At 49.4% G+C, this 17010-nt stretch carries 16 protein-coding genes; 6 read left to right on the top strand and 10 right to left on the bottom strand.

Going from position 1 to position 17010, the window contains the following annotated elements; all coding sequences use genetic code 11:
* Positions 1 to 16: 16 nt before the first annotated feature.
* The 5 genes from ntcA to ACN4EK_RS26450 all read left to right on the top strand — a co-directional run bounded on the left by ntcA (position 17) and on the right by ACN4EK_RS26450 (position 5466).
* Positions 17 to 688 (top strand): global nitrogen regulator NtcA, encoded by a 672-nt coding sequence (gene ntcA, locus ACN4EK_RS26470; RefSeq protein WP_431661295.1) that lies wholly within the window; start codon positions 17 to 19, stop codon positions 686 to 688.
* 240 nt (positions 689 to 928) lie between these two features.
* On the top strand, positions 929 to 2281 hold the full coding sequence (locus ACN4EK_RS26465; protein WP_431661293.1) for a DUF3084 domain-containing protein: 1353 nt from the start codon (positions 929 to 931) through the stop codon (positions 2279 to 2281).
* A 142-nt stretch (positions 2282 to 2423) separates the two neighbouring features.
* Complete coding sequence (locus ACN4EK_RS26460; RefSeq protein WP_431661292.1) at positions 2424 to 2747, top strand: hypothetical protein; 324 nt, start codon at positions 2424 to 2426, stop codon at positions 2745 to 2747.
* A 54-nt stretch (positions 2748 to 2801) separates the two neighbouring features.
* Positions 2802 to 3356 carry a hypothetical protein gene (locus tag ACN4EK_RS26455; RefSeq protein ID WP_431661291.1) on the top strand — a complete coding sequence of 185 codons (555 nt, stop codon included), beginning with the start codon at positions 2802 to 2804 and terminating at the stop codon, positions 3354 to 3356.
* Positions 3357 to 3387: 31 nt separating this feature from the next.
* On the top strand, positions 3388 to 5466 hold the full coding sequence (locus tag ACN4EK_RS26450) for a dynamin family protein (protein WP_431661290.1): 2079 nt from the start codon (positions 3388 to 3390) through the stop codon (positions 5464 to 5466).
* A gap of 172 nt (positions 5467 to 5638) precedes the next feature.
* Here the strand turns inward: ACN4EK_RS26450 and ACN4EK_RS26445 are convergent, their stop codons facing one another.
* Positions 5639 to 6127, bottom strand: coding sequence for a helix-turn-helix domain-containing protein (locus ACN4EK_RS26445; RefSeq protein WP_431661289.1), 489 nt, complete (start codon positions 6125 to 6127; stop codon positions 5639 to 5641).
* A 12-nt stretch (positions 6128 to 6139) separates the two neighbouring features.
* A complete protein-coding gene (locus ACN4EK_RS26440) occupies positions 6140 to 7813 on the bottom strand; it encodes a metallophosphoesterase family protein (protein ID WP_431661288.1) in 1674 nt (557 codons plus the stop codon).
* A gap of 179 nt (positions 7814 to 7992) precedes the next feature.
* On the opposite strand from ACN4EK_RS26440, the gene ACN4EK_RS26435 reads away from it, so the two are divergent.
* Entirely contained in the window at positions 7993 to 8466 is a 474-nt protein-coding gene (locus tag ACN4EK_RS26435) for a photosystem I reaction center protein subunit XI (protein ID WP_431661287.1), read from the top strand.
* Positions 8467 to 8651: 185 nt separating this feature from the next.
* On the opposite strand, the gene rpoD is transcribed toward ACN4EK_RS26435, so the two are convergent.
* The 8 genes from rpoD to ACN4EK_RS26395 form a co-directional block, all read right to left on the bottom strand.
* Complete coding sequence (gene rpoD, locus ACN4EK_RS26430) at positions 8652 to 9785, bottom strand: RNA polymerase sigma factor RpoD (protein ID WP_431661286.1); 1134 nt, start codon at positions 9783 to 9785, stop codon at positions 8652 to 8654.
* 820 nt (positions 9786 to 10605) lie between these two features.
* Entirely contained in the window at positions 10606 to 10848 is a 243-nt protein-coding gene (locus tag ACN4EK_RS26425) for a hypothetical protein (protein WP_431661285.1), read from the bottom strand.
* Positions 10849 to 10903: 55 nt separating this feature from the next.
* A complete protein-coding gene (locus tag ACN4EK_RS26420; protein WP_431661284.1) occupies positions 10904 to 11665 on the bottom strand; it encodes a polysaccharide deacetylase family protein in 762 nt (253 codons plus the stop codon).
* Positions 11666 to 11714: 49 nt separating this feature from the next.
* Entirely contained in the window at positions 11715 to 12110 is a 396-nt protein-coding gene (locus ACN4EK_RS26415; RefSeq protein ID WP_431661283.1) for a hypothetical protein, read from the bottom strand.
* A gap of 523 nt (positions 12111 to 12633) precedes the next feature.
* Positions 12634 to 13800, bottom strand: a complete 1167-nt coding sequence (locus ACN4EK_RS26410; protein ID WP_431661282.1) for a hypothetical protein — start codon at positions 13798 to 13800, stop codon at positions 12634 to 12636.
* A gap of 251 nt (positions 13801 to 14051) precedes the next feature.
* A complete protein-coding gene (locus ACN4EK_RS26405; RefSeq protein ID WP_431661281.1) occupies positions 14052 to 14756 on the bottom strand; it encodes an undecaprenyl-phosphate galactose phosphotransferase family protein in 705 nt (234 codons plus the stop codon).
* A gap of 86 nt (positions 14757 to 14842) precedes the next feature.
* The gene (locus tag ACN4EK_RS26400) at positions 14843 to 16087 is read right to left on the bottom strand and encodes a glycosyltransferase (protein WP_431661280.1); all 1245 of its coding nucleotides are present in this window, start codon (positions 16085 to 16087) and stop codon (positions 14843 to 14845) included.
* A 61-nt stretch (positions 16088 to 16148) separates the two neighbouring features.
* A partial coding sequence (locus tag ACN4EK_RS26395; RefSeq protein ID WP_431661279.1) for a metal ABC transporter permease occupies positions 16149 to 17010 on the bottom strand: 862 nt, incomplete at its 5' end.

Below are 17010 nucleotides of genomic sequence, written 5' to 3'. Positions count from 1 at the left end.
GCACCAGTCAGGGGATATGGTAGTGACGCAAGATCAGCCGCTGGCATCAGTATTCCGCCAAATGAGTGGGGGAGCATTTCCGCCCGTTGTTGAAACCTTTGAACGAGGCAAGACGATCTTTTTCCCGGGTGATCCAGCCGAGCGGGTGTATTTTTTGCTCAAGGGGGCCGTGAAGCTTTCACGGGTCTATGAGGCTGGAGAAGAGATTACCGTCGCCTTATTACGAGAAAACAGTGTGTTTGGGGTGCTGTCCCTGATTACTGGGCATCGGTCTGACCGCTTTTATCATGCGGTTGCCTTTACACCTGTAGAGTTACTGTCAGTGCCGATCGAGCAAATGGAGAAAGCCCTAAAGGAAAATCCTGAGTTATCATTGGTCTTGCTTCAGGGATTATCCTCGCGGATCTTACAAACCGAAATGATGATTGAAACCCTGGCACACCGGGATATGGGATCACGGCTGGTTAGCTTTTTGTTGATTTTGTGTCGTGATTTTGGGCTACCGACTAAAGATGGAATTACGATCGACTTGAAACTGTCGCACCAGGCAATTGCAGAAGCGATCGGGTCTACCCGAGTGACCGTAACCCGCTTATTGGGTGATCTACGCCAGGACAAAATGATCTCAATCCATAAGAAGAAAATCACGGTTCACAATCCAGTTACCTTAAGTCAGCAGTTTAACTAACCTTCTGACCCCATTCGCTCCTCCTAATCGCAATAACTGAATAGACATACGGTAGGCTGTAGATGAACTTTCGCCCTGAGGATTTCGTCTGCCAGGTTTTTAGGACTCTGCCATGCAGATTTGATGGGTGAAAGTCTGGTGCAATGTCTGGGGACACGGTTTCCGGGGTAAAGCAGTCTATTAATCTATTAAAACGATGCACTTGAGCGATCGAGGCAGATAGGGCGTTTGGGAGTGTCGATGTCCATTGGGTACATCTTAATTTTGGCGGTGTTGGTGTTGGGTGGGGTGATTGCTACGGTTGGCGATCGGCTGGGAACCAAGGTGGGCAAAGCTCGACTGAGCCTGTTTAACCTGCGACCTCGGCGGACGGCGACGTTAATTACCATTCTGACGGGGGGGATTATTGCGGCTTCCACCTTAGGTGTCCTGTTTGCGGCCAGTGAACAATTGCGTACAGGGGTGTTTGAACTCAATTCGATTCAACGGCGACTGCGGAAAACCCGCTCTGACCTGCGCGAGGCGAGAGATGAAAAAGAGCAGATTGAAGACGAACTGGATCAGGTTCGCTCTGATCGCGCTACGGCAAAGAAGCAACTTACCCAAACTCGACAACAATTAACGGAAACGAATCAGTCCTTGCAAACGGCGATCGCGGAACGTTCCCGTGCCCAGGCAGAGCGATCGCGGATTGAAGCTGAACTGGGTCAAACTCGCAGGCAACTGGCGGTCGTCTCAGAACAAGGGGGTCGATTACGGTCAGAGATCAGCCAATTGCAACAGGAACGCAACCAGGTGATTGCTGAACGGGATGCCCAAATCGCAGATCGAGAGCGGGTGATCCAGGAGCGGGAAGGGCAACTGAAGCAACTGGAAGTTCAGCAGGACTATCTGGCGCGGGAAGTGGGTCGTCTGGAACGGGAAGCTCAGGGTTTACGCCAGGGCAACTTAGCGGTGCAGCGAGGGCAGGTGTTAGCGACGGCAGTGGTGCGGGTGGTTGACCCGGAACTGGCACAGCAAGCTGTGGATCAACTGTTGCGAGAGGCGAATCGATCGGCGTTGCAATTAGTCCAACCGGGCACAAAAGAGCAGGAGCAGATTATTCAGATCACAAAGCTAGAGGTCGAGCAATTAAATCAACAAATTAACGATGGTCAGGATTACGTAGTGCGAATTTCTTCCGCCGCTAACTATCTGGTGGGGGAGCGTTCTATCCAGGTGTTTGCTGAAGCTGTCCCCAATCGCCTTGTCTTTCAGCAGGATGATCTGGTCGCCGCGACCTCATTTGACCCGTCCACGTTATCTGACGATCAGATGCAACAGCGGATTAATTTATTATTGGCGGCGGCGGGATTCCGGGCTCGTCGTCTGGGCATCTTAACGGATACCGTCCAAATTGGGCGAGTGCAAAATTTGATTGTATTTATCGATAAACTCAAGCAGTATCGGCAATCGGTAGGGCTAAAAGCGATCGCAGCGAATGATATTTATACGGCAGGCCCATTAAAGGTGGAATTGCTGGCTGAGCAGAATGGGCAGGTGTTATTCCGAACTGAAAATAACAATGGCTTTGATAGCCCAAACCTTAAATAAATGGCGGTAGGGGCAAATTCAACTGATTTGATATTGGCGTTCTGGAATTGGGAAAGTTAAGGTAGAGCAGCATAGCGATCGCTCGACAGGCTTCGCTGGGTATCGTTTTTGCTTTTTTCTCTTTTGCTTCTAACGGTGTCTCATGAATCCCCAAAATCTAAATGATGACGAGCTTCGACGCAGAGAGCAGGAGCTTCAGGAACGTGAACGAGCATTGCGCTTACGAGAGCTAGAAGCTGAAATTATCCAACCTCCGATTTCACCCACTGTCAAACATGAGCCGTCCGAACGGGGGGTGCGGCAGCGATTTCGGCAAATTCAAAATGTCGCGACCTTTGTCGGATTGGTGATTGTGGTAGCGGTGGCGGTGAAGATGGCCAGCCAAATTGCCATGTTCCTGATGGTAGGTGTGATTGCCTGGGTTGCCTACATGCTGTTCTTTAAAGGCAATCGTGCTAAACGTTAACCGGAATTCTCGTCGATCGCAGTGATACCTAATAGAAGGTAGCAAGGATATCCTATGCAAAACTGGCCTGCCTGGTTGCCCATGCCCCGTTCCTGGTTCAATGGGCTATTGCTAATTTTGTTCATGACTGGGTTACAAGCGGCAATTCCGGCGGTTTGGTGGCTGATCGCGTTTTTAATTCAGTGGTTTCCTCGGATTGGTAATCTGCTGGTCATTCTGATATTTCTGCTACCCATCCCGGCGATCGCGGTGTTGCATCACTGGTTACATCGCACGTTGGATCAGTTTTTTCCGGATAGTCGTCTGCCGGAAACCGAGTCTACGCCTGGTCTGTTCCCTGGTTTGATTAGTTGGTGGGAAGGGTTATATGGCTGGGTGAGTAATTATCTGTCGTTGTTGATGGCGACGGCGTTGCTCAGTCTGGTTTCACCCTTACCGAACCTGGTTGACCTGAATTTTGCGGTCATGCTTCAGGCGCAGCCATTGCCGATCGTCGTTTGGCAAATCCTGCCCTTAGTGGTGCGAGTGATCATTGCCGCCTATTTCTATCAGTTTGAATATGTGATCCAACGTCATTTCATGGCGATCGGGGCAAGTAATCACCGTTAACTGATGCTGTTCTTCTAACTAACCATCCACTATGACCATGAAACTTGAAACAACTGGCTTTCTGAGTGATTTGGAACGGGTAGCCAGGGTGCGCCAACAGGTTGCCAACCACATGAGCAAAATTGCCGAAACACTGACTCAGGCTGAATATGATGGTGAGAAAGCGTCGGGCAAACTGGGGCTAGAGCGGGAGATCGAGGATATGGTGACGGCTAGCAAAAACTTGCGGCAAGGTGTGTTTCGGTTGCTAGTGTTAGGGGATATGAAACGGGGCAAAAGTACGTTGCTCAATGCCCTACTCGGTGAGAATTTGCTACCCAGTGATGTTAATCCCTGTACGGCTTTACTCACTGTTCTAAAGTATGGACCTGATAAAAAAGTAACCATTCACTTTAATGATGGTAAATCGCCCCAACAAGTTGATTTCCATACGTTTAAACAGCGTTATACGATCGACCCTGAGGAAGCCAAAGAATTAGAACAAAAGAAACAACAGGCGTTTCCGGATGTTAGTCATGCGGTGGTGGAATACCCGCTAGAACTGCTGTCGAAAGGGGTGGAGATTGTGGACAGTCCGGGGCTGAATGATACTGAAGCTCGAAATGAATTATCTTTGGGCTATATCAATAATTGTCATGCAATTTTGTTTGTTCTGCGGGCTTCCCAACCCTGCACCCTGGCAGAACGCCGCTATCTGGAAAACTATATTAAGGGGCGGGGTTTATCCATCTTCTTCCTAATTAATGCCTGGGATCAGGTGCGGGAAAGTTTAATTGATCCTGATGATTTAGAGGACTTAAAGGAAGCCGAAACCAAGCTGCGTAAAGTATTTCATGCCAACCTGGCAGAATATTGTCAGGTGGATGGCTTGGATTTATATGATGAGCGAGTGTTTGAAATTTCGGCAATCAAAGCCCTGCGGCGACGCTTAAAAGACCCGAATGCCTCTTTAGAAAATACTGGTTTTTCGGAGTTTATGGGCGCTTTAAATACCTTCCTGACTCAGGAACGAGCGATCGCTGAATTGCGCCAAGCTCGCACCCTGGCACGTCAGACCTATACGCGGATTCGCGACGCGATCGAACGCCGTATTCCCTTGTTAGACCAAGACATTCAAGAACTGAAACAACGGATTATTTCGGTTGAACCGCAGTTCACTCAATTAGCGTCGATCTGTAATGAGTTTCGAGATGAGATCCGTAACGTCCGCGATCGCAAGTCTCGCCAAATTGCTGATTCCTTTAAGACCTATGTGTTGGGGATGGAATCGACCTTTGAGCAGGACTTTTTGCGTTACCAACCCGCCCAACTGAAGTTTTTGGATTACCTCAGCCAGAACAAACGGGAGGAATTTAGTGCGGCGGCGCAACAAGCGTTTCAGCAGTATGTCAATGACAAGTTTTTTGCCTGGACGCTGACCGCAGAACGGGATTTGAATGATGCCTTTGGTCACTTATCCCGTAGTGCGGCTAAGTATGGTGCTTCCTACGCCGAAGTCACAAATCAGATTACTGAGAAGCTGACCGGGCAAAAAATTCAGGCGCGACCTAACGCCTCGATCGATGACGATGGTTCTCCCGGTTGGGCAAAATGGGCAATGGGCTTATTCTCGCTGGCAACAGGGAACTTTGCTGGCGCGGCAATGGCAGTAGCGGGATTTGACTTTAAGAGTATCTTGCTCAACTTCTTTACCTCGGCGGGGATTGCGATCGTGGCTTCCACCTTTTTTGGGTTGGCAACCGGAGGCTTATGGTTCATTCTGATCAGTTTGGGGGTAGGGGCGTTACAAGCGGATCATGCTCGGCAAGAGTTCACGAAAGCCCTGAAGAAGGAGTTAGTCAAATATTTGCCGCAAATGGCACAGGAACAATGGCAACCGATTTATAGCGCGGTACAGGAGTGTTTCGATGTGTACGAACGGGAAGTGATCAAGCGGGTCAACGATGACATTCAATCCCGACGGGCGGAGCTCGATAACCTGGTGAAGCAAAAGGAATCCCACGAAATTAACCGGCAGGCTGAATTAACGCGCTTGCGGACGGTGGAGACCACGGTCGGGACGGAATGCCAGGATCTAGAAGCAACGTATCAGACCTTGCTATCGCTGTAACCTTAGGAATGAGAATGAAATAACTTGAACAACTTTAACCTTTTACCTGTACGGGCGCGGCATACCCTCCGGGAAGCAAGCTATGGCAAGGGCTTCTAGGTCGATCGCAAAGACTTTTTACCAAATGCCACGCCCCTACGCCAAGAATTACACTTTAATAAATCCCCGCTCCTTAGGCTTCTTCATAGTGAAACTGGGCTTTTTCAGCAACTAACGTTAGATATTTTGCCGAAGCTCGGGTGGGGGCATACACTTCTTGCTCCCACTCACTCACTGTTTGCTGCCGCACGCCTAATTCTTCGGCTAATTGGGTTTGGGTAAAGCCCATGTGCGATCGCAGGGCTCGAATGAGTTCACCATTCCACTGCACAGTCCCGTCGATGCGCTGGACTTTATAAATCTGTGGAGGTTTACGAAAGGTGACTTGCTCGTTGGCTAAATCTAATTGTGCTACGAGGTAGCCTGCCGACATCCAGGCACTCGCTTGCAATGCCCCTTTACTACGGTTACTCCACCAGCCCCGTTGTTTGCGGGCAGACTCAGGTAACGCGATGCCAATCACGGTTTCGATTTCGGCAAAGGTAAGGGTGATCTGCGAACGATCGTTGTGCCGCAAATACTCTAATAAAGGCTGATACTTACTGCCGCTATGTAACACCATAGAGACGCAAAACTACTCCTTGAGGGCAAATTGATCAAATTTCACGGCATCGGCATTGGGGGTGCGCGTATCGAATCGGTAACTGCTGACTGTCCCGGTTCCCGTGTCTAAAATACTAAATGCGGTAATCTCATTGCTGGCAATATAAGGTATAGGCTGACCATTATCGTCTATGAGGGGGGCGATCGTCGGGACGATCGGTTCTAAGCCATTGGGATCGCCTAACGGCACATAGTTTTCGGTATATCCCAGTGGGACTGGACGGGGATTTTCACCGACATGGGCACCGTAGGAATTGCCCACATTGGAAGACTCCAGAAAATGCATACCCCCCGGACTGACAAAGCGGTTCCACAAATGGGAATGCCCATAGAATACCAGTTGAGTTCCAGCCGCTTCTAATAATGGCATGACATCTCGAATCAGGTAGTCATTCTGCTGAGGATACTCGTAGCGGATCAGGACGATCGCTCCACTGGCATCCCGTTCAATCACCGGCACTGGATCGGTGTAGGCAGGAACGCTATTGGTGCCGAGGGAATGGGGGGGATGATGTAGCATCACGACTTTGTATGTTGCCTGCTGAAAGGCGGCAGACTGCAATTCCCGCTCTAACCATTGATATTGGGGACTACCGGGTGCGATCGCTTCAAACAGATGTTGACCATAGCCCCAATGCTCGGGGGCATCGAAGTCCTGCGATCGTTCTCGGTAGCGTCCTCTGACATTCTCCGCCAGGCTGGGAGAGCGCCAAATTGTGGTAGCGTACAACACAACTAATCGCAGATCACCAACTGTAACGGCATAATAGTGTTTCCCGACCGAGGGACGTTCTGGCAGGGTAAAAAGTTCCTCGTAGGTATCCGTATTAAAGGAGTGTTGTTTGATCCAGGCATCGCGCAGAACCGGATCATGCTGGGGATTAATCGTGTCTACCTGATGCAGATAAGCCGCCTCGGCGACCGATCGCGGAACGGAGTCAGCAAATTGCTCCCGCAGGCTGGTGTCCATCCGAAACCGCCCCATCACTTCATGGTTGCCGATCGCGGCATAGAGGGGCGCAAATTGGATGATCGCACCTCCTTGGTAGGAGGTAGTTGTCTCTGGGGTCGTGATCTCATAGTTGGCGCGACCCTGTAACACGGGAAAAAATGCATTGCCGCGCCGATCGTCGAACCACTCTGAGGCGCGATCGGGGATGTTGACTAAATCCCCCGCAAAGAACACCGCATCTACTTGCCCGACGGTCTCCACGACTTTTTGCAGGTTGGCGGCGACCATTGGCTTCAGTTGGTGGTCGGAGGTCAGCAGGATTTTTATTGCTTGACCGGGTGATGGTTGCGGAGACAGGGTAAACACATCGCTGGTGGCGACCGCGCCGTCCTCCCGGATACTGATCACCTGATAGGGAGTCCGAATATTGGCTACTAAGCCACTGACTTCTGCCTCATGCCGCCAGATCGATCGTAGGGTGGGCTGGTGAATCGACTTCTTCAGTTGGGAATCCTGATCCTCACAGGTGCGGGTGAGCCGTTGAGTTGTTGCCGTAACATTTTGTTGCAATTCTGCGCCATAAACCACCCGATGCTCGACTCCAGCAAATTCCGTAAACCAGACTACCCGTACCGCCGTTTCAGTCGGCAACTGGAGAAAGGGATCGGTCAAAAGCCTGGGTTGAGCGGACATCAGCACAGCACCGGAAACAACAACCGATCAATACCCTAATCTTCAAGTCTGTCGATCAGCAATAGTTCCTATTAACTTTTCTGAAGGAGTTTGCCAATTCTGAGATTTAGCGCCCCTGACCTGTTTAGAATTAGTTTCAATTCTTCTGTAGCGTTTCAAATACTCAGGAATTATTAAACATGGCCGAAGATCTTGTGAAACCATATAACGGTGACCCCTTCACAGGACACCTATCCACACCGATCAGCGACTCTGCCTTTACCAGAGCATTTATTGGTAACTTGCCCGCCTACCGCAGAGGGTTGTCTCCCCTATTGCGTGGGTTAGAGGTTGGTTTAGCACACGGCTACTTCCTGATTGGCCCTTGGGTCAAATTCGGGCCCCTGCGTGACTCGGATGCTGCTGCTCTGGGTGGACTCATCTCTGGGCTAGCCGTCATTCTGATCGCTACTGCCTGCATGTCGGTTTACGGACTAGTAACCTTCCAGGGAGATAACGATAGCGCCTCTGACTCATTGCAAACCTCTGAAGGCTGGAGCCAGTTTGCTGGTGGCTTCTTCATCGGTGGTATGGGTGGTGCGTTTGTAGCCTTCTTCTTGCTGCAAAACTTCGTTGTTGTGGACTCGATCTTCCGGGGCATAGTCAATAACTAGTTGAATCAGATCTAACTCATTGACCCTCGTTGATCAATAGTTTCTCTTCTGGAAACGGCTTGATCAGCGGGGGTAATTTATTGGGATTTTATCCAGGGATGTGCTGAAGTTTCAGATAGCAAAAAGCCCAGCCATTGAACGGACTGGGCGAGATTAAAGTGGTTTAGTTCAAAGTGAACTAACGATTAGCGAATGTACTCTTTGAGGACGCTATTACGGTTAGGATGGCGCAACTTGCGGAGTGCCTTGGCTTCAATTTGGCGAATCCGTTCGCGGGTGACGTTGAAGATCTGACCAATTTCTTCCAGGGTCTTCATCCGACCGTCATCTAGACCGTAGCGTAGGCGCAGAACATCCCGTTCCCGAGGGCTAAGGGTATCCAGCACACTTTCCAAGTCTTCCCGCAGCAGGCTCTTTGCCACCTGATCTTCTGGGGTTTCGCCATCGGATTCAATAAAATCACCTAGCCGAGAATCTTCTTCTTTCCCGATCGGGGTTTCCAGAGAAATCGGCAGTTGGGCGGACTTGGCGATAAAGCGCAACTTCTCGATCGTCATCTCCATGCGAGTGGCGATCTCTTCTTCCGTTGGCTTGCGTCCCATCTCCTGCGACAACAGCTTGGTGGTCTTCTTAATCCGAGAGATGGTTTCGTACAGGTGAACCGGGAGGCGAATGGTGCGGGATTGATCCGCGATCGCCCGGGTAATTGCCTGACGAATCCACCAGGTGGCGTAGGTCGAGAACTTATACCCTTTTTCGTGGTCAAACTTTTCCGCTGCCCGAATCAGACCTAAGCTGCCTTCCTGAATTAAATCCTGGAAGGACAGGCCCCGGTTCATGTATTTCTTGGCGATCGAAACCACTAATCGCAGGTTCGACTGCACCATCTTGTCCTTTGCCCGCCGACCCAGGTGCAAGCGATGGCGAAAGGCTGGCAGTGTCATATTGACCTTCTCTGCCCACTCTTTATCCTGAGGTTCGCGATCGAGTTGCTGTTGTAAGCTTTCCCGAATCCGCTCTAGCTCTAGCAGGTCAGCAATCTTACGTGCCAACTCAATCTCTTCATCTGCCCGCAAGAGCCGAATTCGACCAATCTCTTGCAAATACAGGCGAATGGAGTCTTCGGTATAGTGCTTTTTCTTTGCCTGGGTGCGGCGGCGACCAGCCCGCACCTTACCGGATTTAGCATCCTCATCAGCTCCGTCCAGCGAATCTTCCTGGTCATCATCTTCAACGAAGAAATCCAGCTCGCCTTCAGGCAAATCTTCGGAAGCGTCGCTTAACAACTCGAGATCGAGTACGTTGTTGGCCTGGGTCATGCCGCGATCCTCATGCTCCTTAACTAAGAAAAGTGAATATCAAATGACAGAGTTGTAACGGACAAGCACTACTCAAACCAGGGACTAAAAATAGCCCCAAGCCAGTAGCTACGCTCTCAGTTAGCCGTCAAAAAGTTGCTTCCTTCAGGTTGTACTCGCGTACTCAGCCAAAGGGTGGAATGACAAACTATGGGGGCTATGTTTGTTAAGGTCTTTCCGATTGTAGCTTTTCTCACAAAAGATGGATGTCTTTCGTTCACCTTTGTCACAGAATTAGCCATCAGAATGGGTGGCAAGAACGCACTTGTGTAGCGCTGGTAAATGCTACACCGCGAACCAATCTTGAAATAGGTAAAATTCAAACGATGCCTCATACAGACTTATGGCTTAAACAGGGCGATAGTGTCAGCGAGACAAGAGTCAGGAAGACTGAATTACCCTGAAGATTGGGGCGTGGCATCAGAACCTCCCGTTGCTACGTTAACTCAGATCCCAGAAATTTGGATGGGGTTCGGTGTTAAGTTTCAATCGCATTTCCAAGATAGTGAAGGGGATAAGCAGATTGATCCTGACAAAACACTGAAATCATTTCAGCCATTTCAATGAAGTCATGTTAATGAACTGATGCGACTGTGGTGATTTGGCGGATTTCTGGTGCCACCTTACTCTACTGAAAGCCTTGCCTGTCTATAGAAATTAGGGGTTTTGATTGCTTCGTCAGGTGAAAATAGTGATTCCTTATCAATCCGTGGCTGACATCGAACCGTTTACACTACAAATCCCCTGATTCTTTATTAAGGTATTTAAACCTGGCACTCATTTATGGGGAGTCTACCAGTAAGGATGAGGGGACTCGCGGAATCTGAAGGGCGGTAGGGTTGAGGAGAAGCTGCTTGACTGAATCGGCGCGTAAGCTACCCCATAGACAGCAGGTGGTCGGTGAACAGGTAATGGTGATCACGGCTCCTTTTTGGGCGAGTCTAGAGCCTACCTGATAAACCTGGGGTCGATCGCGACTATGAAAGCACCCTAGCTGGCAAAATAGTTCATTGTGGTAGTACATGCCACAATAGATATTCCCCTCAAACCAAAATTTGAATGCAAAAACTTGGGATTCATCAATCACCTGGGGTCGCACTGGAATCACCTGTTGCTGTTATAAAAGGTTGAAGCATTTCATCACCCTGAGAAAAATTTAAGCAGGTGTCTAAACTCCGTTGTTGCCAGAGTTGATCGATCGTGACAAATTGAAATCCTTGGTCTAATAGCCTGGGGATAAGTTGAGCCGTAATAGCGGCAACATCTGTCCCACCGCAGCGACCGTCGTGTAGCACAATCACAGAACCATTGGTGACTTGTTGAAGGATGCGTGTAATTACGGTCGTAATGCCAGGATTAGTCCAGTCCTCTGGAACAACGCTCCACATGACCGGCCGATAGTCCCATTGATGCAGGAGAGTTAGGGTTTGGGGGGTAAATAAGCCATTCGGCGGACGGACATCCCGAATGGCTTCTGGGGGCAGGTTGCAGGCATCGGCGATCGCAATTTGAGTCTGCCACAGCGTTTGCTTGAGTTCCCGGGGAGATAGTAAGGGAAAGGAACGATGATCATAACCATGTAAGCCAATCCAGTGCCCCTGTTGATAAATGGTGCGGGCGATCGTCGGCGATCGCTGGACACAGGCTCCTAACCAAAAGAAACTGGCAGGAACCTGGTAATGATCGAGAATCTTGAGCAGTTGGATAGTGTACTCAGGATGGGGCCCATCATCGAATGTTAGGGCAACCATCGGTGTCGTGTGATCCCCAGCCCAAAGACAGGTCGGAAACAGGGGATGTAGCACCCGATAGAGCACTGGATAAAGGGGGGCAAGCTGCATAGGTTAGCACGGTTATTCTACCGACCTGAGTTAATACGCTAACTTCAGCTTAGCTGATGAAACAGCAGGTCTGTCGAGTATAGGCAGACTGAACTAAGGAGGACACGACTTCATGGCTGAGTGGATTTACCAGAAACCCATCGAAGCCTGGATTCTCTTCCTGATGCATCCAACTTGGAGCATGAAAATCGGTCAGGGCAACCAACGTAATGCGATAGGTATTCGCACGATGACGCAATTCTTGCAACAGAGTTTGTGACCAATAATGGTGATCTCCCGCCAAAATAATCAAAAAGGGCGGATGCTGACCGGCTTGGACAACGGCTTGCTCTTCGGAACACGCGATCGCAACTGAATAGCTAGAACATGCTAATAAAGACAATAGCACTCTCGCCTGACGAGGGTGTTGAGCTAAGAGTAAAATGTAGCCCAAAGATGATTCCATGAGGGAATATTGAAACTGCTCACCAATCCACTTGTTGTAAGGGCTAATATACTGGTTCTATTCAACAGTTTTTGGCAGGAGCTAAATCGTTGTAACTCCTGCTATATCTAAATTTCAGCCTAAATAATCAGTGGCGGTTACTTCCAATTTTCTTAGTCTTTATCGTGAGTTTGAAAATATTTCTAAATATTTCTTCAAGCTAATTCTGTTAATAACATTAGTTTGGATTTTTTTAATAAAACCGTGAGTTGAGGAAAGCCGGGGACTTTGTCAATAAATCGTCCGATTTTGAGCCTGGACAAGGTAAAGTTGAGATTTTTTGCCACCTTTATCAGTTAAGAATTAAGTGTATTAGTTGCGTTAGTTTTACTAGAAAACACATCAAAAACTAGCTGATCTGATTTGATTTTATCTGTCTAATTTAAATCAAAAATTAGTGATGAATTTTACTCAAAATTGTAATATTTAGCGAAATGCAGGAGTCAAAAGTCAGGTTTGAAGCTGGCTCTTGACTCCTCAAGGATTACTTCAAAATGCACAGTCCACCGATCGCTACGGTGCAATTAGCCGGTTTGCGATCGGGTTCTAAGCTGGCAGTTTGCGTATTGTAGACATATTTACCAGCTTTCACGAGCCGATTAGGATTGGCGCAATACTCATAAGTTTGAGTGCCTTCAGGGAAGGAAACCTGCACGATATTACCTCGGTTGGCAGGACAACTGTCTAATACCGTTAATCCATACTCAGTTTGCAAGAGTTGCCGTCGGGCATCGGGGGTGGATGAGTTTGCTGTAGGTGTAGAGGGTGGGGTCGGGGTGGGGGTTTGAGCCGTTGTGGCAGGTTGTAACTCGTCGGTCGTCACATTGTAACGATAGGTGCCTGCCTTCAAGAAGCGGGTAGGATTGGCGCAGTAGGTGTAGTCTTTGCTGTCCTGGGGATCGGTCATCGTCACCTGGATCACCGATAGGGGATTGCTGGGGCAGCGATCGAGCAGGTTAATTTGTAGACGTTGTGCCAGTAGTTCCCGCCGGGTATCAATTAAGGTAATCCGCTTGCTGGTATCGTCATAACTGTATTGTCCAGCTTCAATATCCCGAGTACAGCGTTCTTCAGTGCCAATCTTAATCCGAGCCACGTTAGGCACACCACAACCAATCACGCGTAACTTCAGGACATCCTGCATTACCTGATCGGCTGGAGCGACCGAAGTGGCGCTAGTAGGTGTGCCCGGAGTGGCAGCGGTAGCACTGCTTAAGCCATCGATCGCCAGGTTATACCGTCCTAAGGTATTACTATTGCCTAATACCAATAATTTATAGAGTCCGGCAGTGGGGACCCGGTATTGCAACAAACTCCGGGTTTCATCGTAGGCAACCTGTTTCCCGGTGGGCGATAACAATACCAGAATCGGCTTCAGGCTACTGCCATCTTCCGCATCGACTGAAATTTCAATATTGTCGCCCCGTTGGGCGGTAAATGTATATTCCTCACCTCTAGCCGTTTGAGCTGGGGAACCAGTCCGTGACCAATTGCGGAACTGGAAACTGGGAGAGTTGCTGCGAATCAATCCATTCACCTTATCTCCGTCTTTGAGCGCGATCGCGGCTGCCAGGTTAGCGATCGTGCCTAACGTGATCAGAGTTACAGTGACTGCTGCTGCCACTTGATTCACTACGTGTCGTTGCCCCATTGAGTTCAGATCTCCTCGATATAGTGGGTTGAAAGAATCGTTAACATCCAGGCGTACTGAGAACACACCAACCCTAGATGCTGGAAACCAGCAAAACCAGAAACATCCCTATGCTGTAACCCCCTCTCCTGTCGATCAGAAGAGGGGGCATGATGGAGGGAGACGCTGGCAGCCGGATAAAGTTCCCGCAGATCAGCCTTAATGCGATCGGGCATCCCCTGTTAACCAAGCGTTCTAAATTTTAGTGGGGATTAGTAAGCGCCGTTATCTTTGGGAAAAATGACTACCCCGATCGTTTTAACGATGATCCACAAATCTGCCAGGAAATTGCGGAAGTTCACATAATACACATCAATTTGGATCCGCTTGGGGTAGGGGATGTTGTTACGTCCAGAAACTTGCCATAGCCCCGTAAGGCCGGGTCGGATGGTCAAAATACAGTCAATATATTTGCCATATTTGGGCAGTTCCTCAACCACCAGGGGACGAGGACCGACAACACTCATATCGCCTTTCAGCACATTCAAGAATTGGGGAAATTCATCCAGGCTAGTGATCCGCAAAAATTTGCCAATCCAGGTAATGCGGGGATCACGTCTCAGCTTGAAATTCTCATGAAATTCTTGCCGCAGACCGGGCGAGGTTTCCATGATTTCCACCAAGACCTCATCCGCGTTGCGTACCATTGTGCGGAACTTAATGCAGCCGAAACGTCTATAGTTCTTGCCGACCCGTTCCTGCACGTAAAAGATCGGACCGGGTGAACTTAGAGCGATCAGCAGCATAATCAGCAGATAAACCGGAGAAAACAAAATCAGCACTGCTAGCGAAAAGATGACATCAAATATTCGCTTCGCAGTCTCCCCGTTCAAAGCATCCAGAACCAAGGGCAAAATGCCCCGCTTCACTAATGCCCGAAGGGATTTGCGGGAGACGAGTTGACTTTCAGCAGTCATGTTACTCCTTACACATCCACACCACACACACAGTCCTGATCATAAAGCCACTGACCCCTTCTACGCCGAATTTAGTTCCAATTCAGTTAAGAATTTAGATTCGGCTGGTCAGGGCTTCCAACTAAAATGCCGTTGTTTGTCCGAAATTCTTGATAACAGCGGTCTAAAAATGCTAGGTAGCGCCGCTGAAAAATCTCAGGCTTAAATGACAATGCATGGGTTCTGATCACCTCCGGCTTGAACTGAGCTTGATAGGATTCAAAGGTTTTGACTGCCTCCACCAAATCGGCAACCGTTTGATGCGGGAACAGTAATCCGGTACCTTCCCCTTCACCGTGTTGACGAACATCCCGGACTGTTTCCAGGGTTCCCCCAACTCCATAGGCAATCACAGGAGTACCACATGCCTGTGCCTCTACGGGAGCAATGCCAAAGTCTTCATAGGCGGCATAGACAAAGGCGGTTGCATCTGCCATATATTGCGCCACGACAGCATCAGGTTGCCAACCGAGGATTTGCACATTGGGTTTGGCAAGCCGCCGTAGTTCGTCTAACTCAGGGCCACTGCCGATCACAACCAGCGATCGCCCTAACTGATTAAAGGCTTTGACGATGAGCGAAATCTGTTTGTAGCTGACTAAACGGGAGACTGTCAGGTAAAAATCCTGTTTTTGTGGCTGGAAGCGAAAGCGATCGGTATTGACTGGAGGGTAAATCACCTGCGATCGCCGTCGATAAAATCGCCAGATTCGCCGCGCTGTATTGTGGGAATTGGCAATAAAGTAATCGACGCGATTAGCGGCTAACACATCCCATTGGCGTAAGCGATGGAATAGATAACGCGTGAAAATACCTGCCAGACCATGACCGGCACGACTCTGGTTAAGGTAATCAAAGGTCATATCCCAGGCATACCGCATTGGAGCATGGCAGTAGCAGACATGCATCTGGTGGGGAGCGGTGATCACTCCCTTCGCCACGGCATGGGAGGAAGACAAAATGATATCGTACTGGCGCAGATCTAACTGCTCGATCGCCAGGGGCAGGAAGGGCAGATATTTTTGCACACCATTCCGAGCCCAGGGAAAGTGTTGCAGAAATGTTGTGCCAATCCGGCGCTGATATAAGTAACTGTCAGGATTGGTAGACTCAAAATCAATTAAGGCGTAGAGATCCGCATCAATCCAGTTCAAAATTTCGCGCACCACCAACTCCGAACCACCGGTTGCCTTCGGAGTTAGCCATTCATGCACTAAGGCACAGGTTAAATTGGCAAGGGGTGACGGTATGACATGATTAATCTGAATCCGTTCATCTAAAATTCCATCCAACGTTCGATCGCAACTCCTCAGACAGCAGTATAAGCCCAAACGGAAAATAAGACAGCGTTTCTTAGAGGACGAATCTTGAGTGAACTAGCTTGAGCCCCCCCACTACGCCCAGAAACCCGATAAACTGCACCAACACAATACTCGGCCCCGAGGGAAAGTTAAATAGTCCTGATACCAGCATCCCTGCTACGCTACTAACGGCACCCAGACAGACGGACATTGCCAGATAAGGCATAAATTGTTGATTTAACAATTTAGCGGTGGCTGCCGGAATCACCAGAAAGGCGTTGACCAGTAGAATGCCGACGGCTTTGATGGAAACGGCAACGGTGAGCGAGAGTAGTACCACAAACATGTAGCGATGCCACTGTACGGCTACTCCCTGTACTTTAGCGACGGCGACATTCAGGGTTAAAAGAATTTGCTGTCGTAAAGTGGTCAGGATCATCACGCTACTGACAATCAATAAGACGGCTGTCAGTGCCAGATCGGTTCCATTAACCGCCAAAATGTCACCAAACAGGACTCCCATGAGATTGCCCCGGTAACTCTGGATAAAAGTGGTCAAAATTACCCCGATCGCGAGTGCCCCCGATAGGACAATATTCAGAATGCTATCGCTCCAGAGATCCGTATGGTCAATCAGGTACAGCACTGCCATCCCAAAGATCAACGTAAAGGGTAACAGCATCCAGGTTGGTTCAACATTCAGTAGTACGCCCAGAGCAATGCCAACCAACGCGGCATGACCGACGGCATGGCTAAAGAAAGAGAGTTGCCGCAGGGTGACGAAACTGCCTAACAGTCCGCAGAGTAACCCGATCAGGATGCCACCGACGATCGCCCGTTGCATGAAGGGGAGGTGGAGGAGGTTGATTAGATCGGGGTTGGGCATGGGGAGGTGCTGTCTCTTATACACATCT

This window comes from Pantanalinema rosaneae CENA516 (genome assembly GCF_050753385.1).
GTDB lineage: Bacteria > Cyanobacteriota > Cyanobacteriia > Leptolyngbyales > Leptolyngbyaceae > Pantanalinema > Pantanalinema rosaneae.
This window is presented reverse-complemented; position numbering and strand designations above follow the sequence as displayed.